A 25466-nucleotide genomic window follows, 5' to 3' on the forward strand; every position below is an offset into this window, starting at 1 on the left:
CATGCCCCGCACCGCCGACCCCGCCGTCCGTCGCGCGCTGGTCGAGACGGCGGCCGAGCTGCTGGCGCGCCGCGAGCCGGTGACCGCGCGGGCGCTCGCCGATCGGGTGGGGACCTCCACGACCGCGCTGTACACGCACTTCGGCGGCATGCCGGGTCTGTGGCGGGCCGTGCGCCGGGAGGGCTTCACGCGGCTGGCCGAGCGGCTGAGCGCGGTCCCACGGAGCAGCGACCCGGTCCGGGACCTCGCGGCGCTGGGTGCCGCATACCTCGGCAGCGCCCGGAGCGATCCCTTCCTGTACCGGGCCATGTTCGACGCGGCGGCCGACCTCGAGGACCCGGCGGTCGCGGACAGCGCCTTCGCGCTGCTCGTGGACGCCGCGGAGCGGGCGCGGCAGGCCGAGCGCTTCGCCGGGACGGCGGAGCCGCTCGAGGTGGCCACGCGCTACTGGGCGGCGGGGCACGGGCTGGCCATGCTCGTCGTGACCGGCGTGCTGCCGGCCGAGACCCTGGTGCTGCACGCCCCCGAGCTGGCGGTGGCGGTGTTCGTCGCGGCGGGGGACGAGCCTGACCGGTGCCGGAACTCGGTGGCGTCCGGCTGGACCGACGCCCGTGCCCGTGCAGGAGCGCCCGGCTGACAGACTGGGCGGGTGGGGAGACTGGCACCGTGACGATCCGTCCCATCCGCGAGCTCGGTGACCCGGTCCTCCGCACACCCGCCGACGAGGTGCGCAGCTTCGACAAGGAGCTGGCCGCGCTCGTGCGCGACCTGGAGGACACCGTCGCCGACCCCGGCCGGGCCGGCGTCGCCGCGCCGCAGATCGGCGTCGGGCTGCGCGCCTTCTCCTACAACGTCGACGGGCGCATCGGGCACGTGGTCAACCCGCGGATCGTCGAGCTGTCCGAGGAGACCCAGGACGGCGACGAGGGCTGCCTGTCCATCCCCGGCCTGTGGGCGCCCACGGTGCGGGCCATGCGCGCCGTCGTGGAGGGGTTCGACGTGCACGGCGAGCCGATCCGGCTGGAGGGCACCGGTCTCATGGCCCGCGCGCTGCAGCACGAGGTCGACCACCTCGACGGCAAGGTCTTCCTCGACCGGCTCACCGGGGAGGCGCGCAAGACCGCGCTCCGGGCCCTGCGGGACCGCGGCTGACCTGGCCGTACGGTGGCCGCGTGACCGACCTCGCCACCCGCGCCCGCACCCTCCTCGACCTGCACAGCGCCCCGGAGATCCTGGTCCTCGCCAACGTGTGGGACGTCGTCTCCGCCCAGGTCGTGGCCGCCACCGAGGGCGTCCGAGCCCTCGCCACCGCCAGCCACGGCATCGCCTCGACGTTCGGCTACGAGGACGGCGAGAACATCCCGCTCGACCTGCACCTGGACATGGTCGGCCGGATCACCGCCGCCGTGGACCTGCCGGTGAGCATGGACATGGAGGCCGGCTACGGGGACCCCGGCGAGACCGCGCGCCGCGCCATCGAGCTCGGCGTCGTCGGCGGCAACCTCGAGGACCAGATGAAGCCGATCGACGAGGCCGTCGCCGCCGTCGAGGCGGTGCTGCGCGCCGGCCGGGACGCAGGGATCGACTTCGTCCTCAACGCCCGCACCGACACCTTCATCCGAGCCGCCGCCGACGCCGACCGCGGTGAGCTGGTCGCCGAGGCGATCCGCCGCGGCCGCGCCTACCTGGAGGCCGGCGCGCCGGTCGTCTTCGTCCCGCGCCTGGTCGACCGCGACGAGATCGCCGCGGTCGTCGAGGGCCTCGGCCGCAACAGGTTGACGCTGATCAGCGTGCCCGGCGCCTCGCTGCCCGCCCGCGAGATGCAGGAGCTCGGCGTGGCCCGCGTCTCCACCGGCCCGTTCACGCAGCGGGTCGCGCTGACCGCGCTGCAGGACGCCGCGGCCGAGATGGTGCGCGGCGGCACGCTCCCCGCGGGCACCCGCGCGCTGAACTGAGTCCCTCGTCGGCCTGGCCAAGCAGGCCTGGCCAACCTGGTCCAGTAGCCGTACCGTGACGGCATGACGCACGTCAACGTGCAGGAGGCGAAGACGCGGCTGTCCCAGCTCCTGGCGGCCGCCGAGCGCGGCGAGGAGGTCGTCATCGCCCGGGGTGGACGGCCGGTGGTGCGGCTCGTGCCCGTCGGCGAGCCCCAGCCCCGGCCCGTCGGCTTCGTGGCGGGTTCCGTCCCCGAGTCCTTCTCCGAGCCACTCCCGGACGACGAACTGGCCCGGTGGGAGTGACTGCGCTCCTGCTCGACACCCACGCCCTGCTGTGGGTCCTGCTGGATCCGGAACGCATCCCCGCGGAGACCCTCGCGACCGTACGGGCGCCGGACACCACCGTGCACGTCTCCGCGGCCAGTGCCTGGGAGATCGCCACGAAGCACAGGTCGGGCAAGATGCAGGGCGCTGCCGCGGTGGTGAGCGGTTACCGAGAACACCTCGCCAGGCTGCGGGCGGCGGAGTTGCCGATCACCGGGCACCACGCGCTGACCGCCGGCACCCTGCAGTGGTCCCACCGCGACCCGTTCGACCGGGTGATCGTCGCTCAGGCGCTGCTGGAGTCCCTGACCGTCGTCACGAGTGATGCCGTACTCACGGAGTTCCCCGCCATACGCACTCTCTGGTGAGCCAGGGGGAGGACCGGCGGCGTCGTCCCCGGGTCGGTTCGCCGGTCATGCCGGACTCCTCGGTGAGCCGTCCCGGTGACCCCGTGCTGCCGCCAGCCGGGAGGCGCCCACGCCGGAGAGCCGGTCGACCGTGGCGGTGCGGCCGGTGACCAGCAGCAGCAGGTCGCCGATCGTGCCCTCGACCGGGGCGCCCTCGCCGAGGACGAGGTCGCCGTCGGTGGCCACCAGCCGCAGGCCGGCCAGCCGCCGGCGGGCGTGGAACGGGAAACCCATGTCCCACGCCCTCCGGGCCGCGACCGCCGCGGGGACCGGCGGCACCGGCCGCTCCCTGCCCAGCGGGACGGTGGTGTCCTGCCCGTGGACGAGGACGTCGATGAGCGGTTCCGTCGGCTTGATGAACGGCGCCGTGCGCCGCGAGCCGACCATCGCGCGCAGCCGGCGTGCGCACTCCCCGGGCGAGAGCGGGGCGGCGCACAGTGCGGCGTCGCGGATCATCCGGTCGAAGCTGCCGCGCGCACGGACCGCCCCGACCAGCGCCTCCCGGATGCCCATGTGCGCCTGGGTGAGGTGGACGGCGACGTCGCCGACCCGCCAGGCGTCGCACAGCGAGGGCGCCGCCCACTCGGCGGGCGAGAGGTCCTCGAGGAGTTCGGCCAGACTCGACCGCTCCGCGTCGATGGTCCGCCAGATGTCGTCGAGGTCCATGACCCCTCCACAGGTCGTACGATGTTCTGACCATTCCGTCAGATCATCTGACCATCGTCAAGAGGTGTCGTGACCGATCCGGCAGGTGAGCGGCAGAACCTCGGCCTGCTCTGCTTCTACCCGTACCGGGCCCTGGAGTCGCGGCTGCTCGCGGCGCTGGCGGCCGCGGGGTTCGACGACATCACCACCGCGCAGGGCCGCATCGTCGCCCGGATCGCCCCGGGGGGCACGAGGCTGACCGCACTGGCCGAGCAGGCGCTGGTGACCAAGCAGACGGCGGGCCACCTGGTCGACCAGCTCGAGCGCGCCGGCTACGTGCGCCGAGTGCCCGACCCCACCGACGCGCGGGCGCGGCTGGTGCAGATGGCCGAGCGCGGCCTGGAGGTCGTCGCGCTGGCCCGCCGGGTCGAGGCGGAGGTGGAGGCCGAGTGGGCGGCGCACCTGGGTGAGGAGGCCACCGTCCAGCTGCGCGCGGCGCTCGAGCGGCTGCGGGAGATCACCGACCCCTACCGCTGATCCCTCAGCGGGCGGCGCAGGGCGCGCAGGTGCCGAAGACCTCGAGCTGGTGCTGGACGTCGGCGAAGCCGTGCTCGGCGGCGACGCGGGCGGCCCAGCGCTCGACCGGCGGGTCGGCGACCTCGACGGTTCGCCCGCAAGAGCGGCACACCAGGTGGTGGTGGTGCACCGGCGAGCAGCGCCGGTAGGCGGCCTCGCCCTCGTTGCGCAGCACGTCGACCAGGCCGTCGTCCACGAGGGCCTGCAGCGCCCGGTAGACCGTCGCGAGGCCGACGGCGTCCCCGCGCTCGCGGAGCAGGGCGTGCAGGTCCTGGGCGGTGCGGAAGCCCTCCTGGTCGTCGAGCAGGGCCAGGACGGCGCTGCGCTGCCGGGTCTGGCGGCGGGGGCTCTCCGTCACGCCACCTCCTCGCTGGCGCTCGTCGGCGTCGTGCCGGGTCGTGCTGTGCCCATGGGGAACCTCGCGAGCTCGGTCACGGTCGTCCTCCCGTCCCCGCCGGCGGCGCTGCGTGCTCGCCGTGCTCGTCGTAGTGGACGCCCGCACCGGTGCGGTGCGCGGCGTGCAGGTGGCCGTCGTGGTCGTAGTCGACGTGGTCGCCGTGCGGCACCGCCGGGTGGCCGCAGCCCGCGCCGTGCTCGTGCGGGTGGGCGGCGTGCACCTCGGCGCGGCGCCGGTGCCGGCGGCGGGCGGTCGCCTCGCGCACCGCGACCGTCGCCGTGGCCAGCAGGAACAGCGCGATCGCCAGCAGCACGATCGTGCCGCCGGACGGGGTGCCGGCGTAGTAGGAGGCGGTCGTGCCGGCGACGCTGGTGACCAGGCCGATGGCGCAGGCCAGGTACACCGTCTGGCGGAAGCTGCGGGCCAGCTGCTGGGCGACCGCGCTCGGCACGATCATGAGCGCGCTGATCAGCAGCAGGCCGACCACCCGCATGGACAGGACGACGGTCGCCGCCACCAGGGCGGCGAGCACGACGTTGAGCGCCAGGACCGGCAGCCCCACCGCACGGGCGTACTCCTCGTCGTCGCTGACCGCGTACAGCCTGCTGCCGAGCAGCCACACGACGCCCAGCACGACGACGGTGATGACCCCGAAGACCGCGACGTCGGCGGCCGTCGTGGTGGTGATGGCGCCGAACAGGTAGGCATCGAGGTTCGTCGCCTGCCCGCGGGGGGCGAGGCCGAGCAGGACGACGCCGCCGGCGATGCCGCCGTAGAAGAGGACGGCGAGGGCGACGTCACCGCTCGTGCGGCCGCGCGCACGGACCAGCTCGATGAGGACCGCGCCGAGCACGGCGGCCACGAGCGCCGTCCCGACCGGGGCGGTGGAGGTGAGGACGCCGATCGCGACGCCGGTGAGCGCCACGTGCCCGAGGCCGTCGCCGAGCAGCGAGAGCCGGCGCTGCACGAGGAAGACGCCGACCGCCGGGGCGACCAGGCCGACCATCAGCGAGGCCAGCAGCGCCCGCTGCATGAAGCCGTACTCGAGGAGCTCCACCTCAGCGCCCTCCGTCCGTCGTCACCCGGGGCTGGTCCTGCCGGTACCCGCGCGAGGGTGGCAGCCCCGTGCCCTCGGCGTGGTGGTGCCCGTCGGCGTCGGCCGCGGCTCCGGCCAGGGGGCCGTCGTAGGCGATCCGGCCGTGGTCGACGACGACCGCACGGGTCAGGACGCCGGCCAGCGCGGCGGTCTCGTGCGTGACGACCAGCAGGGTCGTGCCGGTGGCGGACACGTCGGCCAGGACGGCGGCCAGCGCGTCCTGGCTCGCGACGTCCACCCCGGCGGTCGGTTCGTCCATGACCAGCAGCTCCGGCTCGGCGGCCAGCGCGCGGGCCACCAGCACCCGGCGCTGCTGCCCGCCGGAGAGCGAGGCGACCGGGTCGCCGAGCCGGTCGGCCAGCCCGACCGCGGCGACGGCGTCCTGCACCGCGGCGCGGTCGGCCGGGCGCAGCCGGCCGAAGGCACCGAGGCGGGCCAGCCGCCCGACGCCGACGACCTCGCGCACCGTCGCCGGGACCGCGCCGCTGACCGTGTGCCGCTGCGGCACGTAGCCGATCCGGCCGCGCTGGGCGGGCGCGCGACGGCGCTGCCGCCCCACCGGGGCGCCGAGCACCTCCACCTCGCCGCCGAGCACGGTGGCCAGTCCCAGCAGCCCGCGCGCGAGGGTGGTCTTGCCCGACCCGTTGGACCCGAGGACGGCGACCGCCTCGCCGTCGGCCACGGTCAGGTCGACGCCCTGGACGACCGCGACGTCGCCGTAGCCGATGCGGGCGTCGCGCAGCCGGACGGCGCTCATGAGCAGGACTGTCCCTCCTGCAGAGTGGCCAGGTTGGCCCGCATGACCTCGAGGTAGTCGCCGCCGGCCGACTCGTCGGTCAGCCCCTCGATCGGGTCCAGGACGGCGGTCCGCACGCCGGCCTCGCTCGCGACCGTCTCGGCGACGGCCGGGTCGACGAGGGTCTCGGTGTAGACGGTGGTCACGCCGCGCTCCCGGACCAGCTCGGCGATCTCGGCCTGGGCGGCCGGGGCGGGCTCGGCGGAGGGGCTCAGCCCGCTGATGCCGACCACCTCGAGACCGTACCGGTCGCCGAGGTAGCCGAAGGCGTCGTGGCCGGTGACCAGGGTGTCCACGGCGCAGCCGGCCAGGCCGGTCCGCATCTCGGTGTCGAGCGCCTCGAGGTCGGCGCGCAGGGCCGCGGCGTTCCGCTCGTACGTGGCCGCGCCCTCGGGGTCGGCCTCGGCCAGCCGCTCGGCCAGAGCGTCGCCGACGGAGGCCAGCCGGACCGGGTCGAGCCAGAAGTGCGGGTCGACCGCACCCTCCTCGTGCGCGTGCGCGTGCGCGTGCGCGTCGTGCTCCGCGGCCGTCTCGCCCTCGTGGGCGGCCTCCTCGGCGGGCGGCACGAGGTCGGCCGCCTGGCCGGCGTCCCACGCCGTGTCGGCGGCCTCGTTCTGCGCGGCCTCGTCGAGCGCCGGCTGGAAGCCGCCGAGGTAGACGAGCAGGTCGGCGTCGGCGACCGCCGCAACGTCCCGCGGCGCGAGCTCGAGGTCGTGGGCCTCGGCGCCCGGTGGGGTCAGCGAGGAGACGTCGACGCGGTCGCCGCCGACGCGCTGCGCCGCCCACTCCAGCGGGTAGAAGCCCGCGACCACGGTGAGGTCCTCCCCGCCGGTGCTGCCGGCGGTCCCGTCTGCGCTCCCGCACCCGGCCAGCGCCAGAGCGGCGGCCGAGGCGGTGGCTGCGGTCACGGCACGCGCCGTCCAAGTGTTCATGGGAATCATTCTCACATGCGGTCCGTGTTCGAGGCGGTCGGGGCCCTCGCCGGCCCGCGTAGGCTCGCGGACGTGTCCGACGTCTCCGGCCTGCCGCTGATCGGGGCCGCGGCGCTGCGCGCCCGCGCCGCCGCCCGGGTGCTGCGCACCCTGCCCACCGACACCAAGGACGCCGCGCTGCGGACCATGGCCGACGCGCTGGTCGAGCGCGCCGACGAGGTGCTCACCGCCAACGCCGCGGACGTGGCGGCGGCCGCGGCCGACGGCACCCCGGCCTCGGTCCTCGACCGGCTGCGGCTCGACGCCGGCCGCATCGCGGGGGTGGCCGACGCGCTGCGCCAGCTGGTCGCGCTGCCCGACCCGGTCGGCGACGTCGTCCGCGGGTCGACGCTGCCCAACGGGCTGCAGCTGCGCCAGGTCCGCGTCCCCCTCGGCGTGGTCGGCATCGTGTACGAGGCCCGGCCCAACGTGACCGTCGACGCCGCGGGCCTGTGCCTCAAGAGCGGCAACGCGGCGCTGCTGCGCGGCTCGGCCTCGGCGTTCCGGACCAACACCGCGCTGGTCGCCGTCCTCACCGAGGCCGCGGAGAAGGCCGGGCTGCCCGCCGGCTCGATCGAGCTGCTGCCCGCCGACCGCGCCTCGGTCGGCGAGCTGCTGAACGCCCGCGGCCTGGTCGACGTGGTGATCCCGCGCGGCGGGGCGTCGCTGATCCAGCGCGTGGTGCGGGAGGCGCGGGTGCCGGTCATCGAGACCGGGGAGGGCAACTGCCACGTCTACGTCGACGCCTCGGCCGATCCCGCGACCGCCGAGGCGATCGTGCTCAACGCCAAGACGCACCGGGTGAGCGTCTGCAACGCCGCCGAGACGCTGCTGGTGCACCGCGACGTCGCGTTCCTGCCGCGGCTGCTGTCCGCGCTCGTGGACGCCGGCGTGACGCTGCACGGGGACGCCGACGCGCAGGCCGCGCACAGCGCCGTCGTCCCCGCCACCGACGAGGACTGGGCGACCGAGTACCTGTCGATGGACATGGCCGTGCGCGTGGTGGACGACCTCACCGACGCGCTGGACCACATCGAGCGGTGGGGGAGCGGGCACTCCGAGGCGATCGTCGCCGACTCCGCGCGCGCCATCGCCGACTTCACCGCCGGCGTGGACGCGGCCGCGGTGCTGGTCAACGCCTCGACCCGGTTCACCGACGGCGGGGAGTTCGGCTTCGGCGCCGAGATCGGCATCTCCACGCAGAAGCTGCACGCCCGCGGTCCGCTGGGCCTGCCCGAGCTGACCTCCACCACCTACGTCGTGACGGGCAACGGCCACACCCGCCGCTGACCGCCCGTCACCGCCTCGATCGAGGAGCCGCATGCCCCGCCCGCCGTCGCAGTCCCCGCAGTTCTCCTCGGTCTCCGACGTCGGCAAGCGGCTGGCCGCGGCCGGCTACCTGCCCGACGCCCAGATCTCGACCACGGTCTTCCTCGCCGACCGGCTGGGCAAGCCGCTGCTGGTCGAGGGGCCGGCGGGCACGGGCAAGACCGAGCTGGCCAAGGCGCTGGCGGCGGCCACCGGGTCGGAGCTGATCCGGCTGCAGTGCTACGAGGGCCTGGACGAGGCGCGGGCGCTCTACGAGTGGAACTACAAGAAGCAGCTGCTGCGCATCCAGGCCGCGCAGGGCACCGACGGCGCCGACTGGGGCACCGTCCACGACGACATCTTCGGCGAGGAGTTCCTGCTCTCCCGGCCGCTGCTGACCGCCATCCGGCGCACCGAGCCGACCGTGCTGCTGATCGACGAGACCGACAAGGCCGACGTCGAGGTCGAGGGCCTGCTGCTAGAGGTGCTCAGCGACTTCCAGGTCACCATCCCCGAGCTCGGCACGGTGACCGCGGTCCGCCGGCCGATGGTGGTGCTGACCTCCAACGCCACCCGCGAGCTGTCCGAGGCGCTCAAGCGGCGCTGCCTGTACCTGGCGCTGGACTACCCCTCGGCCGAGCGCGAGCGCGAGATCGTGCTCTCCCGGGTGCCCGACCTCGCCCCGGGCCTGGCCGAGCAGCTGGTGCGTACCGTGCGGGCGCTGCGCGCGCTGGAGCTGAAGAAGTCGCCGTCGATCTCGGAGACCCTGGACTGGGCGCAGACGCTGCTCGAGCTGGGCCTGGACACCCTCGACGAGGCGGCGGTCGGCTCCACGCTGGGCGTGGTGCTCAAGCACGCCAGCGACCAGGAGCGGGCCGCGGCCGAGCTCCGGCTGAACTGATGCCCGTGCCGGCCGCCGTCCCCGAGCCCGGCGGCCTCGCCGGGCACCTCGACGGGTTCGTCCGCGCGGTGCGCGACGCCGGCATCCCGGTCGGCATCAGCCAGGCCGTCGACGCCGCCGAGATCCTCACCGTGGTCGACCTGCTCGACCGCGAGCAGCTGCGGCACGGGCTGGCGGCGGTGCTGCTGCAGCGGGCGGCGCAGCGGCCGGCCTACGACGTGCTGTTCGACCTGTGGTGGCCGCTGTCGGACCGGCCGGCGGTCCCCGTGGCCGACGACGAGCCCCGCGGGGAGCCGGGAGAGTCCGGGGAGTCGACCCTGGACCTGCCCGACGGCGCCGACCTGGCGCAGCTCATGCGCGAGGAGCTGGCCCGGCTGCTGCTCGACGGCGACGAGGAGGCGCTGCGCCGCTTCGCCCGCGAGGCGGTCGACCAGCTGGGCCGCACGGCGCCCTCGCCGTCCGGCCAGTCCTTCTTCAGCTACCGGGTGATGCGGGCGCTCTCGCCGGACACCCTGGTCGCGCAGCTGCTAGCCGGCCTGCTGGGGGACGGCGGGCGCGGCGGGCTCGCCGAGCAGGTCGCCCGCCAGACGGTGCGCGAGCGGCTGGCCGCCTTCCGCGCCGCGGTGGAGGCCGAGGTCCGGCGGCGGACGGCGACCGAGCGCGGCCGGGACAGGGTGGCCAAGAACGCCGTCCGCCCGCTCGTCGACCAGGTCGACTTCCTGCGCGCCCAGGCCTCGGACCTCGCCGAGCTGCGCCGGACCGTCGCCCCCCTGGCGCGGCGACTGGCCGTCCGGCTCTCGGCGCGACGACAGCTGGGCCGGGAGGGCCGGCTGGACTTCCGCAAGACCGTCCGGGCGTCGCTGGGCACCGGCGGCGTGCCGGTGGTGACCCACCACCGGCCGCGGAAGGTGCACAAGCCCGAGCTGGTGGTGCTCTGCGACGTCAGCGGGTCGGTGGCCGGCTTCAGCCACTTCACGCTGATGCTGACCCAGGCGCTGCGCGAGCACTTCTCCGGTGTCCGGGCGTTCGCCTTCGTCGACTCCACCGACGAGGTGACCCGCTTCTTCCGCCCCGGTGCGGACGTCGCCGACGCGGTCGCCCGGATCGGGCGGGAGGCCGACGTCGTCGGCTTCGACGGGCACAGCGACTACGGGACGGCGTTCGAGGTCTTCGCCGACCGATGGGCCTCGGCGGTCGGGCCGAAGACGTCGCTGCTCGTGCTCGGGGACGGCCGCACCAACTACCGCCAGCCGGGGCTGCCGGTGCTGGCCGACCTGGTCCGCCGCGCCCGCTCGGCGCACTGGCTCAACCCGGAGCCGCGCCGGCTGTGGGGCAGCGGCGACTCCGCGGCCGACCGCTACGGCGAGGTGGTCGACATGGTCGAGTGCCGCAACGCCGCCCAGCTCGCGGACTTCGTCACGACGCTCTGACGTCGACGTGTCGCCAGGTCGCCTCGTCGACACGTCGATGAGGCGATCTGGCGCCCGGAGCGTCCCGACGGGTCAGCGGCGCCGCGCGGGCGACCGGCACCAGGGCCGCGGGCTGCACGAGGCACCCGACGACGCTGGCCCAGACGGGGAACTCCCGCTGGAGAGCACGGGACCGGCCAGGTGGGCGAGTGCGGCCCACACGGTTCCGTCCTGCGGCGATCTCGTGAAGGGACCAGCCGCGCGCGGATCGCGCGGGCACTGGAGGCCGTCGCGGAGGGGGAGAGAATCCTCGGCCGCGAGGTCTCCGGGGCGCTCTCCCGGCTCGATCCCCGGCGGGACGCGCTGACGGCCTTGCCGGACCTCCCACCCGGAGGTGCCGGGCGCCCCGGCGTCGATGGTGGCTCGGCGTCGGTGGTGGCTCGGCGTCGGTGGTGGCTCGGCGTCCACGCCGGACGCGGCCGGCGCGACCGGCGGCACGGGGTCCCGGTCCTGCGGAGCCGTGCTGGTCCCCGGTCCGGAGTGCGGGGCGGCCCGTGCCCGCGGTCCGGGGTCGGTCCTCGCGGGCCGGCCCCGCAGCGCCCGGATACGCTCGATCGGTGGCAGGTCGGCGGGTCGGGGTGATGGGCGGGACGTTCGACCCCATCCACCACGGGCACCTCGTGGCGGCGAGCGAGGTCGCGGTCCTCTTCGGTCTGGACGAGGTGGTCTTCGTGCCCACCGGCCAGCCGTGGCAGAAGAGCGACCGCGACGTGGCACCGGCCGAGGACCGCTACCTCATGACCGTCATCGCCACCGCCTCCAACCCGCGTTTCTCGGTGAGCCGGGTGGACGTCGACCGCGGCGGTCCCACCTACACGATCGACACCCTCACCGACCTGCGGCGGCAGCGGCCCGAGGACGAGCTGTTCTTCATCACCGGCGCCGACGCCCTCTCGCAGATCCTCAGCTGGCGCGACAGCGACCGCTGCTTCGAGCTCGCCCACTTCATCGGCGTCACCCGCCCCGGCTTCGACCTGGGCGCGTCCCACCTGCCGGAGGGGGCGGTCAGCCTGGTCGAGGTGCCGGCGCTGGCGATCAGCTCCAGTGACTGCCGCGACCGGGTCGGTCGCGGGATGCCGGTCTGGTACCTGGTCCCCGACGGCGTCGTGCAGTACATCGAGAAGCGCGGGCTGTACCGGTCGAGCGCCGGTGCCCGCGCCGTCGCGCGCGAGGGCATCGCCCACGGTGCCCCCGGCGACCACCCGCCGTCCGGGGACCGCCCGACCTACGACCGGCCACCCGCGACGGCTCCCCGGACCGAGGGCACGCCTCCCGAACCACCGACCACCGATCTCCAGGAGGTACCCCGATGACCGCCTCGACCGAGGCGCGGGAGACCGCACTGCTGGCCGCCCAGGCCGCCGCCGACAAGTTGGCGACCGACGTCGCCATCGTCGACGTCAGCGAGCGGCTGGCCATCACCGACGCCTTCGTGCTGGCGTCGGCTCCCAACGAGCGCCAGGTCCAGGCGATCGTCGACGAGGTGGAGGAGCGCCTGCGGCAGCACGGCGTCAAGCCGGTCCGCCGGGAGGGCGTGGCCGAGGCGCGCTGGGTGCTGCTCGACTTCGTCGACGTCGTCGTCCACGTGCAGCACGCCGAGGAGCGCGCCTACTACGCCCTCGAGCGGCTCTGGAAGGACTGCCCGACGATCCCGTTCGTCGACCGCGCCGCGCTCCAGGGCGACGGGGCGGGGACCGGCACTGCGACGCTGTCGGCCGACGACGTGGACCCCGCCAGCGCCGACCCGACCCCGCTGGCACCCGAGCCGGCGGACGAGGGCACGGCGGGGGGCACTCCAGTGGAGGACGAGGGACCGTCCGCGTCGGAGGCGGCCGGCCGGTGAGCGACGTCCCCGCGCTGCCGGTGCCGCGGCTGGTCCTCTGGCGGCACGGGCGGACCGAGTGGAACGCCGCGGGCCGCTTCCAGGGACAGCTGGACCCGCCGCTGGACGAGGTGGGCCGCCGCCAGGCACGGCGGGCCGCGCCACACGTGGCCGCGCCGCTGCCCGAGGGCACGGTCGTCGTCTCGAGTGACCTCGGCCGGGCCGCCGAGACCGCGGTGGCGCTCACCGACGTGCTCGGGGTGCCGCTGCGGCTGGACCACCGGCTGCGCGAGGTCGGCATGGGCTCCTGGGAGGGGCTGACCCGCGAGGAGGTCGCCGAGCGCCACCCCGAGCAGTACGCCGACTGGCTGGCCGGGCGGCCCATCTCCGGGCGCGGCGGTGAGGACCTCGCGGACGTGCCGGCGCGGGCGCTGGCCGCGCTGCGCGACCTGCCCGAGGCCCCGGCGGCCGTCGTCGTCACCCACGGCGGGACCTCCGCGCGCCTGATCGAGGCGCTGCTCGGGCTGGGCCCCGAGCACCGCCGGGTGTTGGGACCCCTGGCCAACTGCGCCTGGAGCGAGCTGGCCGAGCAGCGCGGCCGGTGGCGGCTGCTGCGGCACAACACCACGGCACCCGAGCTCCCCGACGGTCCGGTCCCCACCCCGCAGCCGGGCGCGCGTCGCCCCGACGCCGGCGCCAGCCCCGAGGAGGGCGCACCAGGCCCCACGCAGGACGCCGACGCACTGTGATCCCCGCCGTGGCCGGTCGGCCGTCGGAGCACGCGGGCCAGCCTCGCCGGGTGTCCGTCGCCGTGGTCACCGACTCCTCGGCGTACCTGCCTGCCCGCCTGCTGGAGCAGTACGCGGTCGAGGTCGTCCCGCTCTACGTCGTCATGGCCGGTCACTCGGGCCGCGAGGGCGACGACATCGGACCGGCGGACGTCGCCCGCGCGCTCGGTGTCCGCGGCCAGCGCGTCTCCACCTCCCGGCCGACACCCGGCGACTTCGTCGCCGCCTACCGCCGGCGCCTGGACTCCGGGGCCGACCACATCGTCTCGGTCCACCTCTCGGCGGAGCTCTCCGGCACGGTGGACGCCGCCCGGCTGGCCGCCGCCCAGGTCGGGGAGCACATCGTGACCGTCGTCGACTCCCGCTCCGCGGCGATGGGCAACGGGTTCGCGGTGCTGGCCGCGGCCCGGTCGGCGGCGCGGGGCGAGGACATGGCCACCGTGGCCGCGGCCGCCCGGGACACCGCCGCCGCCACCCGCACGCTGTTCGTCGTCGACACCCTCGAGCACCTGCGCCGGGGTGGTCGCATCGGGCACGCCGCCTCGATGATCGGCACCGCGCTGTCGGTCAAGCCGGTCCTGCACGTCGCCGACGGCCGGGTGGTGCCCCTGGAGAAGGTGCGCACGACGGCCCGGGCCCTCGTCCGGCTGGTCCAGCGCGGGGTGGAGGCCGCCGCGGGGAGGCCGGTGATGGTGGCCGTCCACCACCTGGCCGCACCGGAGCGGGCCGAGCGACTGGCCGCCGACCTCGGGGAGCGGGTGCCCGGCCTGCGTGAGCTCTACGTGAGCGAGCTCGGCGCGGCGATCGGCGCCCACGTGGGGCCGGGTGCGGTGGGCCTGGTGGTGGCACCGGCCGAGCCGGTGCCCGCGCGGCAGCCCGGCGTCACGGATCCTCCGCAGGAGGCGGAGGACCGGTAGCAGGCACGGGCCGGGCACCGGCGCAGCGTGCCCCGCCGTCCCGGCCGTGGGCGCTCGGTGTCCACAGCGGGTGCGGCTGTCCACAATCCGCGGCCGGCCCGACCAGTCGGGGGCGTCGCTCCCTAGCGTCGCGCCGGTGCGCCTCCCTCTCCGCCGCAGCGACGACGCCGACCTCATCCGGGAACGGCTGCGGAACCTGCTGCAGGAGAGCCGGCCACCCGGCTGGGTGCCCGACGACGACCTGGACCCCGACCCGGAGGACGAGCAGGTCCCTCCCGCCGCGGCGGAGGACGGGCTGCCGGTCGGCTTCGGGCGGCACCGCGCCCCGGGCAGCGCCGTCCGGGTGGCCCCGGCCCGCCGCGCCGCCTGGTCGCTGTGGGTCGTCGGCCTGCTCGCCGCGCTCCTCGTGGTCGGCGGCACGTGGCTGGACCGTCCGCAGGTGCAGCCCGCACCCGTGGAGCCGGCCCCGCCCGGACCGCCCGCGGAGGAGCAGCCCGCCGCGACGCCGTCGGTGGGGGTCGCCGCCGGGTCGGCGGCCACGGTCGTCGTCTCGGTGGTGGGGTCGGTGGCCCGCCCGGGTCTGGTCACGCTGCCCGAGGGAGCGCGGGTGGCCGACGCGGTGGCGGCCGCCGGCGGCCTGCTGCCCGATGCCGACCCGGCCTCGGTCAACCTCGCCGCGGTCGTCGCCGACGGCCAGCAGGTGGCGGTCGGCGTCCCCGGAGCAGGGGTGGTCGGCGGCGCCGCAGACGGCTCGGGCACAGCCGGCGGGGCCGGGCCGGTCGACCTCAACGCCGCCACTGCCGCCGACCTCGACGCGCTCCCGGGCATCGGTCCGGTGCTGGCCCAGCGGATCGTCGAGCACCGGGAGCGCAACGGGCCCTTCCGCAGCGTGGAGCAGCTGGACGACGTCCCCGGCATCGGCCCGGCCACCTACGCCGAGCTCGCCGAGCTGGTGGCGGTGTGAACGCGGCGCGGGAGCGCTGGTCGTGGCTGGACCTGCGGCTCGCGCCCGCGGCGGCGACGGTCTGGGCCACCACCCTCCTCGCCCCGCTCCTGCCCGTCCCGGTGCTGGCCGGCGCGGTGCCGGTGACCGTCCTGGCCGCGGTCGCGGTGTCCCGCCGCAACCGGTCGCCGGCGGCGGTCGTGCTACTGGGCGTCCTGGCTGCGCTGGCCGTCACCGCGGCGACCGCGGCGGTGCGGGAGGCGGCGCGGGAGGGGTCACCGCTCGCCGGGGTCGCCGAGGGGCGGCGGACGGTCGAGCTGGTCGTCGCGCTCGACGGCGACCCGACAGCGGTGCGCGGGGGAGGGCCGCCGCGGGTCGTCGTGGAGGCCACCGTCACCGCGCTGGAGGACGGCGGCACGCACACCCGGCTGGACGACGCCGTGGTGCTCTTCGGCCCCGCCGACGAGTGGCGCGGGCTGTTGCCGGGCCAGGTGGTCCGGGTGCGGGCCGCGGTCGCCCCGGCCACCGCGGAGGAGGGCGTGGTGGCGCGGCTGTCGGCGCGGGCGCCGCCGGTGCCGGTCGGCGGGCCGTCGGTGGTGCAGCAGGTCGCCGGGGGACTGCGGGAGGGACTGCGCGAGGCCGCCGTCCGGGTGCTCGGCCCGCAGCCGGGCGGGCTCCTGCCGGGCCTGGTCGTCGGCGACACGCAGGCGATGGACCCGGTGCTCGTCGAGGACTTCCGGCGGGCCGGGCTGGCCCACCTCACGGCCGTGTCCGGCGCGAACGTGGCCATCGTGCTCGCCGGGGTGCTGGCGCCGTTGCGGCGCCGGGCGGTCGACCGGCGGGTGCAGGCGCTGGTCGCGGTGGCCGCGCTGGTCGGGTTCGTGGTGCTGGCCCGGCCCAGCGCCAGCGTGGTCCGGGCGGCGGCCATGGGCGCGGTGACGCTGCTCGCGCTGGCCACCGGGCGGTCCCGCGCGGCGCTCCCGGCCCTCGGGGCGGCCGTCGTCGTGCTGCTCCTGGTCGACCCTGGCCTCGCCCGGGACGCCGGCTTCGCGCTCTCCGTCGCGGCCACCGCGGCCATCGTGCTCCTGGCACCGCGGTGGGCCCGCCGCCTGCGCGGCCGCGGCTGGCCGCCGGTCCTGGCCGACGCGGTCGCCGTGGCCGCGGCCGCGGGACTGGCCACCGCGCCGCTGGTGGCCGGGCTCTCCGGGCTGGTGAGCCCGGTGTCGCTGCCGGCCAACCTGCTCGCCGCGCCGGCCGTCGCCCCGGCCACCGTGCTCGGCCTGCTGGCCGCGGCCACCCTCCCGGTCGTGCCACCCCTGGGCGAGGCGCTGGTCTGGCTGGCCGGGTGGCCGGTGCGGTGGCTGGTGGTCGTGGCCCAGCGCGCGGCGGCGCTGCCCGACGGTGCGACCGGATGGCCGGCCGGCACCCGGGGCGCGGTGCTGCTGACGGTCCTGCTCCTGGCGCTCGGCTGGCTGCTGTGGCGCTTCCCCCGCGCTCGGCCGCTGGCGCTCGCGGCCCTCCTCGGCGTCGTCGTGCTCGGGTGGCCGTTGCGGCAGGTCACGCGTGGCTGGCCGCCCGAGCGGACGGTCCTCGTCGCCTGCGACGTCGGCCAGGGCGACGCGCTGGTGGTGCCGACCGCACCGGGGGAGGGCCTGCTCGTGGACGCCGGGCCCGACGTCGGTCCGGTCGACCGCTGCCTGGACCGGCTGGGCATCGACACGCTGCCCCTGGTGCTGGTCACCCACCTCGACGCCGACCACGCCGGGGGACTGGCCGGGGCGCTGTCCGGACGGGACGTCGGCGTGGTCGCCACGGGCGCGCTCTCACCGGCCGAGGACCGGGCCGGCGTCCTCGACGCGGCGGCGCGGCGGTCCGGTGCTGAGCGCGCCGTCCTGGTCCCCGGCGACCGCCGGACGGTGGGGACGGCGACCGTCGAGGTGCTCGCCCCACCACCGGAGCTCGCCACCGCCGCGGTCCCGGCCAACGACCTGTCCCTGGTGGTCCGGGTGACCCAGCGCGGGATCCGGGTGCTGCTCACCGGCGACCTGAGCGGCGCGATGGAGGCGCGGGTCGTCGCCCGCGGTATCGACCTGCGCGCCGACGTGCTCAAGGTGCCGCACCACGGCAGTGCCGACGCCGACCACGACTTCCTCGCCGCCACCGGGGCACGGGTCGCGCTGGTCTCGGTGGGCGCGGACAACACCTACGGGCACCCGACGGCCCGGGTGCTGTCCTGGCTGGCCCAGCAGGGGATGCGGGTGCACCGCACCGACCGGGAGGGCGACCTGGCCGTGGTGGGCGACGCCGGTGCGTGGGGCGTGGCGGTCCGCGGGCCGGGCGACGGGGCTACGGCGGCCGGCCGACCCGGGGAGGTGGGGGAGCCGCCCACCGGAGCTGTGGACGGTCGGCCGGGACTCCGCGCGGGACGGCGGGAGCGTCGGTCCCGCGTGACACCATGCCGGTGTGGCCGCAGCACCCCCCGCACCGACCTCCCGCCTGCGCGCCGTGGTGGGCGAGGAGGAGCTGCTGCGCTCGCGCGCCGTCTCCGCCGTGCGGGCCGCCGTGCTCGAGCGCCACCCCGACGCCGAGCTGCACGAGCTGCCGGCACAGGGACTGCCGGTCGGCCAGCTGGCCGACGTCCTGGCACCCTCGCTGTTCGGCACGCACCGGCTGGTCGTGGTCACCGGGGTGCACGAGGCCGCCGGCGCGCTCGTCGACGCGCTCACCGGCTACGCCCGGGACCCGGATCCGGACCTGACGCTCGTGATCGTGCACCACGGGGGCAAGCGCAACGAGGCCCTCGTCAAGGCGTTCACCGCCGCCGGTGGGGCCGTCGACGACTGCCCGAAGGTCAGTTCGGTGGGCGACCGGATCGCCTTCGTCCGCAACGAGGTGCGCTCGGCCGGTGGTCGGATCACCCCGGACGCCGCCTCGGCGCTGGTCGAGGCGATCGGCGCGGACCTGCGGCAGCTGTCGTCCGCGGCCACGCAGCTGGTCTCGGACTTCGGCGGCACGATCGACGCCGACGCCGTCGCCCGCTTCCACCGGGGCCAGGCCGAGGTCACCGGCTTCACCGTCGCGGAGCGGGTGCTCGTCGGAGACCGGCAGGGCTCCCTGGAGACGTTGCGGTGGGCACTGCAGCGCGGTGTCGCGCACGTCCTCATCGCCGACGCGATCGCCGACGGCGTGCGGACGGCGGCCCGCGTCTCCTCGGTCCGCAGCTCCAACCCCGGCGACCTGGCCCGCACCCTCAAGATGCCGCCCTGGAAGGTCAAGCGGGCGCAGTCGCAGGCGCGGGGCTGGAGCATCGACGGCCTGCAGCAGGCGATCGGCGTGGCCGCCGAGCTCAACGCCGACGTCAAGGGTGCGGCGGCCAGCGCCGACTACGCGCTCGAGCGGGCGATCCGGCGGATCGTCGCCATCCGCCGGGAGACCGGCCGCGGCGTCCGCGGCTGAACGAACCCCACTGCCCCCCACCCCCCGGCCCCCTCCAGGGGCCGCCGCAGGCCTCGGCCCGGGGCCCTCCTGCAGTGCCCGCCGCCGACTCGCGGGCGGTGGGGAGCAGCGGGGTCCCACCCTGAGCCTGCGCAGGGCGGGGAGGAGGGGGTCCTTCCACGGTGGGGAGGAGGGGTCCTGCCACCCGCAGAGGGGGCCGGAGCCCCGGGAACGCGACGAGCCCCCGTCCCGCAGGGGGAGGGGGCTCGTCGGACGGCCGCGCGGACGCGGCCGGAGGTCAGCGGGAGAGGCCGGCCAGCTGCTTGGCCATGCCCGACTTGCGGTTCGCGGCCTGGTTCTTGTGGATGATGCCCTTGCTCGCCGCCTTGTCCAGCGCCTTGCCGGCGGTCTGCAGCGCGGTCGTCGCGGCCGCGGCGTCCCCGGTGGCAGCGGCCTCGCGGAAGCGGCGGACAGCCGTCTTCAGGGCGGACTTGACGGCAACGTTGCGCTGACGCGCCTTCTCGTTGGTCTTGTTCCGCTTGATCTGGGACTTGATGTTCGCCACGCGTGAGCCTCGGGTGTGTCTCGGAGGGGGTACTTCTGGACAGTGCGTCCGGACGGCATGCGTCAGCGGACCGGTCTGCCAAGATACCAGCGTCGTCCGCCCGGCCCCAACCTGCGGGGTGTGCGGCCGAGACCGCGGCGGTGGCTGGACGACGCGGCCGGGCGTGGGACGATGGGAGCACTGTGACGACTCCCGCCTCCACCGACCCGGCCCGCATCCGGAACTTCTGCATCATCGCCCACATCGACCACGGCAAGTCGACGCTGGCCGACCGGATGCTCGAGGTCACCGGGATCATCGAGGCGCGGCAGATGCGTGCCCAGTACCTCGACCGGATGGACATCGAGCGCGAACGCGGCATCACCATCAAGGCGCAGAACGTCCGCCTGCCGTGGAAGGTCGGGGACACCGAGTACGTCCTCGACATGATCGACACCCCCGGCCACGTCGACTTCACCTACGAGGTGTCCCGGTCGCTTGCCGCCTGCGAGGGTGCCGTGCTGCTCGTCGACGCCGCCCAGGGGATCGAGGCCCAGACGCTGGCCAACCTCTACCTGGCGCTGGAGAACGACCTCACGATCATCCCGGTCCTCAACAAGATCGACCTGCCCGCGGCGCAGCCGGAGCGGTACGCCGAGGAGATCGCGCACATCATCGGCTGCGACCCCTCTGACGTCCTCAGGGTCAGCGGCAAGACCGGCGAGGGCGTGCCCGAGCTGCTCGACGCGATCGTCGCCCAGATCCCCGCCCCGACCGGCGACGCCGAGGCCCCGGCCCGGGCGATGATCTTCGACAGCGTCTACGACATCTACCGGGGCGTCATCACCTACGTGCGGGTGGTCGACGGGCGGATCTCCGCCCGTGAGCGGATCAGGATGATGTCGACCGGCGCCACCCACGAGCTGCTCGAGATCGGCGTCATCTCCCCGGAGCCCAAGCCGGTCGAGGGCCTGGGCGTCGGCGAGGTCGGGTACTTCATCACCGGTGTGAAGGACGTCCGCCAGTCCCGCGTCGGTGACACCGTCACGCTGCAGCACCGCCCGGCCGCCGAGCCGATCGGCGGCTACAGCGACCCCAAGCCGATGGTCTACTCCGGCCTCTACCCGATCGACGGCAGCGAGTACCCGCTGCTGCGCGAGGCGCTGGACAAGCTGCTGCTCAACGACGCCGCGCTGACCTACGAGCCCGAGACCTCCGCGGCGCTGGGCTTCGGGTTCCGCGTCGGCTTCCTCGGCCTGCTGCACCTGGAGATCGTCCGCGAGCGCCTGGAGCGCGAGGCCGGCATCAGCCTCATCTCCACCGCGCCGAACGTCGTCTACCGGGTGGTCATGGAGGACGGCTCGGAGATCACCGTGACCAACCCGAGCGACTGGCCCGAGGGCAAGATCGACAAGGTCTACGAGCCCGTCGTGAACGCAACGATCATCGCGCCCAGCGACTACACCGGCGCGATCATGGAGCTCTGCCAGAGCCGGCGTGGCCAGCTCGGCGGCATGGACTACCTGAGCGAGTCCCGGGTCGAGCTGCGCTACACGCTGCCCCTCGGTGAGATCATCTTCGACTTCTTCGATGCGCTGAAGTCGCGCACCCGCGGCTACGCCAGCCTCGACTACGCCGAGGCCGGCGAGCAGGAGGCGAAGCTGGTCAAGGTCGACATCCTGCTGCAGGGCGAGCCCGTCGACGCGTTCAGCGCGATCGTGCACAAGGACAAGGCCTACAGCTACGGCGTCATGATGGCCGGCAAGCTGCGTGAGCTCATCCCGCGGCAGCAGTTCGAGGTGCCCATCCAGGCCGCCGTCGGGTCCCGGGTCATCGCCCGCGAGACGGTGCGCGCCATCCGCAAGGACGTCCTCGCCAAGTGCTACGGCGGTGACATCACCCGCAAGCGGAAGCTGCTGGAGAAGCAGAAGGAGGGCAAGAAGCGGATGAAGATGGTCGGCCGCGTCGAGGTCCCCCAGGAGGCCTTCGTGGCCGCGCTCTCCACCAGCGAGCCCAGCGCCTCCTCCGCCAAGAAGTGAGCCCCGGCCGGGTCCAGGCGGTCTGCGTCTCCGGAGCCGACCTGCTGCCGCTGCCCGGCCGGCGACCGGACCGCAGCGGCATCGACAAGCGACCGGTCGCCGGACGGGTCACCGTCCACCCGCTCGGGCTGGACGGCGACGTGCAGGTCAACCGGAGGTACCACGGCGGCGAGGGGCAGGCGGTGTACGCCTACTCCCAGGAGGACGCCGACTGGTGGGCCGCCGAGCTGGACCGCGAGCTGCCGCCCGGCCGGTTCGGCGAGAACCTGCGGACGACGGGCCTGGACCTCACCGGCGCGGTGCTCGGTGAGCGCTGGCGGGCCGGGACGGCGCTGCTCGAGGTGACCGCCTGCCGCATCCCGTGCGCCAACTTCGAGCGGTTCTGGGGCGTGCCGCAGCTGGTCAAGCGGTTCACCGCCCGCGGGGCCAGCGGCGCCTACCTGCGGGTCCTCGAGACCGGCGGCGTGGGCGCCGGCGACGCGGTCGAGGTGGTCTCCCGTCCCGACCACGGCGTCACGGTCGGGCTGCTGTTCCGGGCGACGACGACGCAGCGGAGCCGGCTGCCCGAGATCGCGCCGGCCCTCGAACACCTCCCGCTCAAGGACCGGCCGAAGCTGGCCGCCAGGATCGCCGCGCGGACCGGCGCCACGGCCTGAGCGCTGCCCCGGAGCAGCCAGGACGCGGAGGACGCCCCCTGGGTCGCGTCTTCCCATGCCGGAGGCTCGACCCTCACCATCGGGGCGTCGGACAGGCACCTCGGGGGGTACCGATGGCACCAGCACCGTCCTCCTCCGGCGTCCCGGTGCAGCGACGCGGGCCCCGGGACGTCGACGTCCTCGTCGTGGGCGCCGGCCCGACGGGCCTCACGCTGGCCTGCGACCTGCGCCGCCGCGACCTGGCCGTCCGGCTGGTCGAACGGCTTCCGCAGCCGGACGTCAAGTCGCGCGGCAAGGGGCTGCAGCCCCGCACCCTCGAGGTCTTCGACGACCTGGGATCGCCGACCGGGTGCTCGCAGCCGGGTGGTCCCGCGACCTGCGCGTGCGCTGGTACGTCCAGCGCGAACTGCTCGTCGACCTGCACCTGCCCGGGCGCGACCCGCTGCCCGACGTCCCCTACCCGAACCTCGTGCTGATCCCGCAGTGGCGCACCGAGCAGACCCTGCGCGAGCGGCTGGTCGAACTGGACGGGACGGTCGAGTGGAACTGCGAGCTGGTGGGCCTGGAGCAGGAGGAGGACGGCGTCCTCGCCCGCGTCGCGACGTCCCACGACGGCGCCGTGGAGACGATCCGGGCCGCCTGGGTGGTGGGCTGCGACGGCGGCCACAGCAGGGTCCGGGACCTGCTGGCGCTGGCACTGGAGGGGGAGTCCCGCGAGGAGCGCTTCCTGTTCGGCGACGTGGAGATCGAGGGGCTGGAGCCGGCCGACAGCGGCTACGTGTGGTTCGACGGCGGTGAGTACCTCGCGGCCAGCCCGTTCCGTGGCCTGAGGTCGTGGCAGGTGCAGGCCAGCCTGCCGCCCGCGGCCGACGGGACGGGGCAGCCGGAGTCGCTGGAGCTGCTCCAGCGGCTGTTCACCGAGCGCAGCGGGCTGCCGCACGTACGCCTCTCCTCCCCGACCTGGCTCTCCACCTGGCACAGCAACGTGCGGCTCGTCGACCGCTACCGGGTGGGCCGGGTGCTGGTGGCCGGCGACGCCGCGCACCTGCACAGCCCGGTGGGCGGCCAGGGGATGAACACCGGCATCCAGGACGCCTACAACCTCGGCTGGAAGCTCGGGCTGGTGGTCCGGGGCCGCGCCTCCGACCGTCTCCTCGACACCTACGAGGAGGAGCGCCGGCCGATCGCGGAGGCCGTCCTCCGCGGCAGCGACCTCGGGTACCGCGCGGTCTTCGGTACCGATCCGTTCACCACCTTCCTGCGCGAGCACGTCCTGACCCCGGCGCTGCGGAGCCCGGCCGTGCAGCGGGCCGTCCTCGGGGGCGTCAGCGAGCTGGACCTCGACTACCGGCAGAGCTCCCTGGCGGAGGAGCACCGGACTCCGCTGACCGCGACGCGGTGGAGCCCCGGTCGCGACGACGAGCGCGCCGACGCGGTGGACCAGGTCCGCTTCGCCCGAGGCGTCCGCGCGGGGGATCGGGCCCCGGACGGCGCCGTCCAGGACGCGGCCACGGGGCAGCCCACGCGACTGTTCGACGCCTTCCGCGGCCCGCAGTCCACCCTGCTGCTCTTCGACGGCGCGGCCGGCACCGACGACGGCTACATCTCGCTCACCGGGATCGCCGACGGCGTCGAGCGGCTGTCCGGCGGCGACGTCCGCCCGTGGGTGGTGGTGTGGGGACGTCGGCTGCCCGCCGGGCTGGCCGGGCGGCGGGTGCTCCTCGATCCGGACGGCGGGACGCACCGGCGCTACGGCGCGACCGCCGAGGCCCTGTACCTGGTCCGCCCGGACGGCTACGTCGGGCTGCGCGCCCAGCCCGCGTCCGAGGAGGTCCTCGTGCGCTACCTGGGGCGGCTGTCGGACCGCGCCGGTGCCGGTGTCCCGCAGCCGGCACCCTCCTCCCCGACGGTGAGCTCGCCGTGAGGGCGGCGAACCGGCTGGACGCGGTCACCGGGTGGGCCTGGGTCCGTCACCACGACCTGCTGAGCCGGTACGTCTGCCCGGTCGGGGACGCCGCGCCCCGGCCCCGGTGCCGGCTGCTCAGTGCAGCCACGGCGCGAAGGACAGTCCCACGACGAGCCCCTCGGGGGACTGCAGCCGGGCGACCGTCTGCCCCCACGGCTCCGTCCGCGCCCCGTGCAGCAGCCGGTGGCCGGCGGCCTCCAGCTCGGCCGCGCCGTCGGCCACCGCAGCGGCGTCGGCGAGCTCGAACTCGATGCTGGCCTGCGGCACCGGGTGACCGGCCGGCCAGGAGCGATCCCCGAAGCAGGCCGCCGCGGCCTCGGAGAGCGGCCACACGCCGAAGTGCTTGCTGCCGCCGATGTGCTCGCTGGCGAAGTACTCGCCCTCGAGGCGCTCGAGCGGCAGCCCGAGGGCGTCCACGTACAGGCGCCGGCTCTCCACCGGGTCGGGTGCGATCACGCTGACGCTGGCGACGAAGAGGATCTCCATGCCGGCACCGTGCCACCGGAGGGTGACAGGGCGGCCCCCCTGTCGGTGGGAGGACCCCGTCCTCCCATCCCTCGCAGCCTCGGCAGGAGGACCCTCCTGCTCCCCACCGCTCGCGAGCTCGCGGCGGGTCCCTGCAGGAGGGCCGCCGGGACGGGGCCGGGGCGAGCCCCTGGACGGGGCCTGGCGTGAGCCTGCGGACAGTGAGGGCAGGAGGGGTCCTTCAGGCGGCCGGCGACCGGGTGAGGTCGGCGCGCAGGGCCCCCGGGTCCACGCCGCGCTCCCGCAGCACCTCCAGCGCGGTGCCTCCGTCGCGGAGCAGGCCGAGAGCGATGTGCCCGTCGGTGATGGAGCGCGACCGCATCGCCAGTGCCTCGCGCAGCGCGAGCTCGAGGACCTTCTTCGCGCCGGACGAGAAGGGGACGTGCCCGGGGATCCTCCGCTGCCGGCCGCGGCGCGGGGCGTCCAGCGCGCCCCGTCCGAAGGTCGCCTCGGCGACGTCCCGGACCGCGTCGAGGTCGATGCCCAGGGTCCGCAGCGCCTCGGCATCCAGGTCCGCCGCGCCGTGGTGGGCGGCGACCGCCTCGGCCACCTCGTCGTGGTCGAGGCCGTGCCGGCGCAGGACGAGCGTCGTCGGGGTGTCCAGCCGCAGCAGGCCGAGCAGCAGGTGCTCGGTGCCGATGTGGCCGTGGCGGAGGGCACGGGCCTCCTCCTGGGCCAGGACGACGACCTCGCGGGCGTCGGACGTGAAGCGTTCGAACACGGTCAGTCCCTCCGCCGGAGCGGCCCGCGGCCGCCTGCGTACTTCTTGTGCACCGCCTGCCTGGTGACGCCGAGCAGCTGGGCGATCTGCTCCCACGTCCAGCCCTGGTCGCGGGCGTTCTCCACCTGCAGGGCCTCCAGCCGCTCGACCAGGGTCCGCAGCGCGCGGACCGCCTTCAGCCCGACCGCGGGGTCGCGGCTGCTCGCGGCGGAGGCCACCTGTGCTGTGTCGGCCATGCGTCAACTGTGGTTGACACCAGGGGTGGTGTCAACTGTCGTTGACG

27 protein-coding genes and 2 pseudogenes are annotated in these 25466 nt (G+C 75.6%); 19 read left to right on the forward strand and 10 right to left on the reverse strand.

The genetic code is table 11. From position 1 onward, the window contains the following. Position 1: 1 nt before the first annotated feature. The 5 genes from ACU610_RS00830 to ACU610_RS00850 all read left to right on the forward strand — a co-directional run bounded on the left by ACU610_RS00830 (position 2) and on the right by ACU610_RS00850 (position 2629). Positions 2-637 (forward strand): TetR/AcrR family transcriptional regulator, encoded by a 636-nt coding sequence (locus tag ACU610_RS00830; protein WP_446765832.1) that lies wholly within the window; start codon positions 2-4, stop codon positions 635-637. A 29-nt stretch (positions 638-666) separates the two neighbouring features. Continuing rightward, the gene (gene def, locus ACU610_RS00835) at positions 667-1152 is read left to right on the forward strand and encodes a peptide deformylase (protein WP_446765833.1); all 486 of its coding nucleotides are present in this window, start codon (positions 667-669) and stop codon (positions 1150-1152) included. A gap of 20 nt (positions 1153-1172) precedes the next feature. Next, positions 1173-1955, forward strand: a complete 783-nt coding sequence (locus tag ACU610_RS00840) for an isocitrate lyase/PEP mutase family protein (RefSeq protein WP_446765834.1) — start codon at positions 1173-1175, stop codon at positions 1953-1955. A gap of 63 nt (positions 1956-2018) precedes the next feature. Further along, positions 2019-2240 (forward strand): type II toxin-antitoxin system Phd/YefM family antitoxin, encoded by a 222-nt coding sequence (locus ACU610_RS00845; protein ID WP_446765835.1) that lies wholly within the window; start codon positions 2019-2021, stop codon positions 2238-2240. Then, on the forward strand, positions 2237-2629 hold the full coding sequence (locus tag ACU610_RS00850; protein WP_446765836.1) for a type II toxin-antitoxin system VapC family toxin: 393 nt from the start codon (positions 2237-2239) through the stop codon (positions 2627-2629). Before ACU610_RS00845 ends, ACU610_RS00850 begins: the two co-directional genes overlap by 4 nt. A 45-nt stretch (positions 2630-2674) precedes the next feature. Here ACU610_RS00850 and ACU610_RS00855 read toward each other — a convergent pair whose 3' ends face one another. Further along, positions 2675-3334 (reverse strand): maleylpyruvate isomerase family mycothiol-dependent enzyme, encoded by a 660-nt coding sequence (locus ACU610_RS00855; protein WP_446765837.1) that lies wholly within the window; start codon positions 3332-3334, stop codon positions 2675-2677. Between the two features lie 69 nt (positions 3335-3403). Here ACU610_RS00855 and ACU610_RS00860 point away from each other — a divergent pair, with 69 nt between their 5' ends. Next, positions 3404-3850: a MarR family winged helix-turn-helix transcriptional regulator gene (locus ACU610_RS00860; protein ID WP_446765838.1), complete on the forward strand. Its 447-nt coding sequence runs from the start codon at positions 3404-3406 to the stop codon at positions 3848-3850. 4 nt (positions 3851-3854) lie between these two features. Here the strand turns inward: ACU610_RS00860 and ACU610_RS00865 are convergent, their stop codons facing one another. The 4 genes from ACU610_RS00865 to ACU610_RS00880 all read right to left on the reverse strand — a co-directional run bounded on the left by ACU610_RS00865 (position 3855) and on the right by ACU610_RS00880 (position 7086). Continuing rightward, positions 3855-4247, reverse strand: a complete 393-nt coding sequence (locus tag ACU610_RS00865; protein ID WP_446765839.1) for a Fur family transcriptional regulator — start codon at positions 4245-4247, stop codon at positions 3855-3857. Positions 4248-4320: 73 nt separating this feature from the next. Then, a complete protein-coding gene (locus ACU610_RS00870; RefSeq protein WP_446765840.1) occupies positions 4321-5343 on the reverse strand; it encodes a metal ABC transporter permease in 1023 nt (340 codons plus the stop codon). 1 nt (position 5344) lies between these two features. Further along, positions 5345-6139, reverse strand: coding sequence for a metal ABC transporter ATP-binding protein (locus tag ACU610_RS00875; RefSeq protein WP_446765841.1), 795 nt, complete (start codon positions 6137-6139; stop codon positions 5345-5347). Next, positions 6136-7086, reverse strand: coding sequence for a metal ABC transporter substrate-binding protein (locus tag ACU610_RS00880; protein WP_446765842.1), 951 nt, complete (start codon positions 7084-7086; stop codon positions 6136-6138). Before ACU610_RS00880 ends, ACU610_RS00875 begins: the two co-directional genes overlap by 4 nt. Before the next feature lie 96 nt (positions 7087-7182). Here ACU610_RS00880 and ACU610_RS00885 point away from each other — a divergent pair, with 96 nt between their 5' ends. The 8 genes from ACU610_RS00885 (at position 7183) to ACU610_RS00920 (ending at position 15318) form a co-directional block, all read left to right on the forward strand. Further along, a complete protein-coding gene (locus ACU610_RS00885; RefSeq protein ID WP_446765843.1) occupies positions 7183-8439 on the forward strand; it encodes a glutamate-5-semialdehyde dehydrogenase in 1257 nt (418 codons plus the stop codon). A 31-nt stretch (positions 8440-8470) separates the two neighbouring features. Further along, entirely contained in the window at positions 8471-9358 is an 888-nt protein-coding gene (locus ACU610_RS00890) for an AAA family ATPase (RefSeq protein WP_446765844.1), read from the forward strand. After that, complete coding sequence (locus ACU610_RS00895) at positions 9358-10788, forward strand: vWA domain-containing protein (protein ID WP_446765845.1); 1431 nt, start codon at positions 9358-9360, stop codon at positions 10786-10788. Before ACU610_RS00890 ends, ACU610_RS00895 begins: the two co-directional genes overlap by 1 nt. 596 nt (positions 10789-11384) lie before the next feature. Further along, on the forward strand, positions 11385-12140 hold the full coding sequence (gene nadD, locus ACU610_RS00900) for a nicotinate-nucleotide adenylyltransferase (RefSeq protein WP_446765846.1): 756 nt from the start codon (positions 11385-11387) through the stop codon (positions 12138-12140). Continuing rightward, positions 12137-12670, forward strand: a complete 534-nt coding sequence (gene rsfS, locus ACU610_RS00905) for a ribosome silencing factor (protein WP_446765847.1) — start codon at positions 12137-12139, stop codon at positions 12668-12670. Before nadD ends, rsfS begins: the two co-directional genes overlap by 4 nt. After that, a complete protein-coding gene (locus ACU610_RS00910; RefSeq protein WP_446765848.1) occupies positions 12667-13398 on the forward strand; it encodes a histidine phosphatase family protein in 732 nt (243 codons plus the stop codon). Before rsfS ends, ACU610_RS00910 begins: the two co-directional genes overlap by 4 nt. Before the next feature lie 50 nt (positions 13399-13448). Then, positions 13449-14354 carry a DegV family protein gene (locus ACU610_RS00915; protein ID WP_446765849.1) on the forward strand — a complete coding sequence of 302 codons (906 nt, stop codon included), beginning with the start codon at positions 13449-13451 and terminating at the stop codon, positions 14352-14354. 136 nt (positions 14355-14490) lie between these two features. Beyond that, positions 14491-15318 (forward strand): ComEA family DNA-binding protein, encoded by an 828-nt coding sequence (locus tag ACU610_RS00920; protein WP_446765850.1) that lies wholly within the window; start codon positions 14491-14493, stop codon positions 15316-15318. 254 nt (positions 15319-15572) lie between these two features. On the opposite strand, the gene ACU610_RS00925 is transcribed toward ACU610_RS00920, so the two are convergent. After that, a complete protein-coding gene (locus ACU610_RS00925; RefSeq protein WP_446765851.1) occupies positions 15573-16055 on the reverse strand; it encodes a hypothetical protein in 483 nt (160 codons plus the stop codon). Here ACU610_RS00925 and ACU610_RS00930 point away from each other — a divergent pair. Next, positions 16008-17429 (forward strand): annotated as a pseudogene (locus ACU610_RS00930) (ComEC/Rec2 family competence protein); the annotation flags it as partial. The gene ACU610_RS00925 and the pseudogene ACU610_RS00930 sit on opposite strands and share 48 nt — an antisense overlap. A 331-nt stretch (positions 17430-17760) precedes the next feature. Beyond that, on the forward strand, positions 17761-18753 hold the full coding sequence (holA, locus tag ACU610_RS00935; RefSeq protein WP_446765852.1) for a DNA polymerase III subunit delta: 993 nt from the start codon (positions 17761-17763) through the stop codon (positions 18751-18753). 277 nt (positions 18754-19030) lie between these two features. Here holA and rpsT read toward each other — a convergent pair whose 3' ends face one another. After that, positions 19031-19297, reverse strand: coding sequence for a 30S ribosomal protein S20 (gene rpsT, locus ACU610_RS00940; RefSeq protein ID WP_446765853.1), 267 nt, complete (start codon positions 19295-19297; stop codon positions 19031-19033). A gap of 182 nt (positions 19298-19479) precedes the next feature. Here rpsT and lepA point away from each other — a divergent pair, with 182 nt between their 5' ends. From lepA to ACU610_RS00955, 3 genes and pseudogenes are all read left to right on the forward strand, one after another. Next, on the forward strand, positions 19480-21315 hold the full coding sequence (gene lepA, locus ACU610_RS00945) for a translation elongation factor 4 (RefSeq protein WP_446765854.1): 1836 nt from the start codon (positions 19480-19482) through the stop codon (positions 21313-21315). Further along, positions 21312-21971: an MOSC domain-containing protein gene (locus ACU610_RS00950; RefSeq protein ID WP_446765855.1), complete on the forward strand. Its 660-nt coding sequence runs from the start codon at positions 21312-21314 to the stop codon at positions 21969-21971. Before lepA ends, ACU610_RS00950 begins: the two co-directional genes overlap by 4 nt. 113 nt (positions 21972-22084) lie before the next feature. After that, positions 22085-23895, forward strand: a pseudogene (locus ACU610_RS00955) (FAD-dependent monooxygenase). Positions 23896-24012: 117 nt separating this feature from the next. On the opposite strand, the gene ACU610_RS00960 reads toward ACU610_RS00955, so the two are convergent. The 3 genes from ACU610_RS00960 to ACU610_RS00970 form a co-directional block, all read right to left on the reverse strand. Then, on the reverse strand, positions 24013-24423 hold the full coding sequence (locus ACU610_RS00960; protein WP_446765856.1) for a VOC family protein: 411 nt from the start codon (positions 24421-24423) through the stop codon (positions 24013-24015). A gap of 220 nt (positions 24424-24643) precedes the next feature. Further along, complete coding sequence (locus ACU610_RS00965; RefSeq protein WP_446765857.1) at positions 24644-25183, reverse strand: Clp protease N-terminal domain-containing protein; 540 nt, start codon at positions 25181-25183, stop codon at positions 24644-24646. A 2-nt stretch (positions 25184-25185) separates the two neighbouring features. Next, positions 25186-25419, reverse strand: a complete 234-nt coding sequence (locus ACU610_RS00970; protein WP_446765858.1) for a helix-turn-helix domain-containing protein — start codon at positions 25417-25419, stop codon at positions 25186-25188. Between the last annotated feature and the right edge of the window lie 47 nt (positions 25420-25466).

The organism is Geodermatophilus sp. URMC 61 (assembly GCF_052931555.1).

Coding starts and splice junctions, on each gene's coding strand:
- ACU610_RS00830 (WP_446765832.1), top strand. CDS start 2: ATGCCCCGCACCGCCGACCCCGCCGTCCGTCGCGCGCTGGTCGAGACG.
- ACU610_RS00845 (WP_446765835.1), top strand. CDS start 2,019: ATGACGCACGTCAACGTGCAGGAGGCGAAGACGCGGCTGTCCCAGCTC.
- ACU610_RS00855 (WP_446765837.1), bottom strand. CDS start 3,334: ATGGACCTCGACGACATCTGGCGGACCATCGACGCGGAGCGGTCGAGT.
- ACU610_RS00875 (WP_446765841.1), bottom strand. CDS start 6,139: ATGAGCGCCGTCCGGCTGCGCGACGCCCGCATCGGCTACGGCGACGTC.
- ACU610_RS00890 (WP_446765844.1), top strand. CDS start 8,471: ATGCCCCGCCCGCCGTCGCAGTCCCCGCAGTTCTCCTCGGTCTCCGAC.
- ACU610_RS00895 (WP_446765845.1), top strand. CDS start 9,358: ATGCCCGTGCCGGCCGCCGTCCCCGAGCCCGGCGGCCTCGCCGGGCAC.
- rsfS (WP_446765847.1), top strand. CDS start 12,137: ATGACCGCCTCGACCGAGGCGCGGGAGACCGCACTGCTGGCCGCCCAG.
- ACU610_RS00960 (WP_446765856.1), bottom strand. CDS start 24,423: ATGGAGATCCTCTTCGTCGCCAGCGTCAGCGTGATCGCACCCGACCCG.
- ACU610_RS00970 (WP_446765858.1), bottom strand. CDS start 25,419: ATGGCCGACACAGCACAGGTGGCCTCCGCCGCGAGCAGCCGCGACCCC.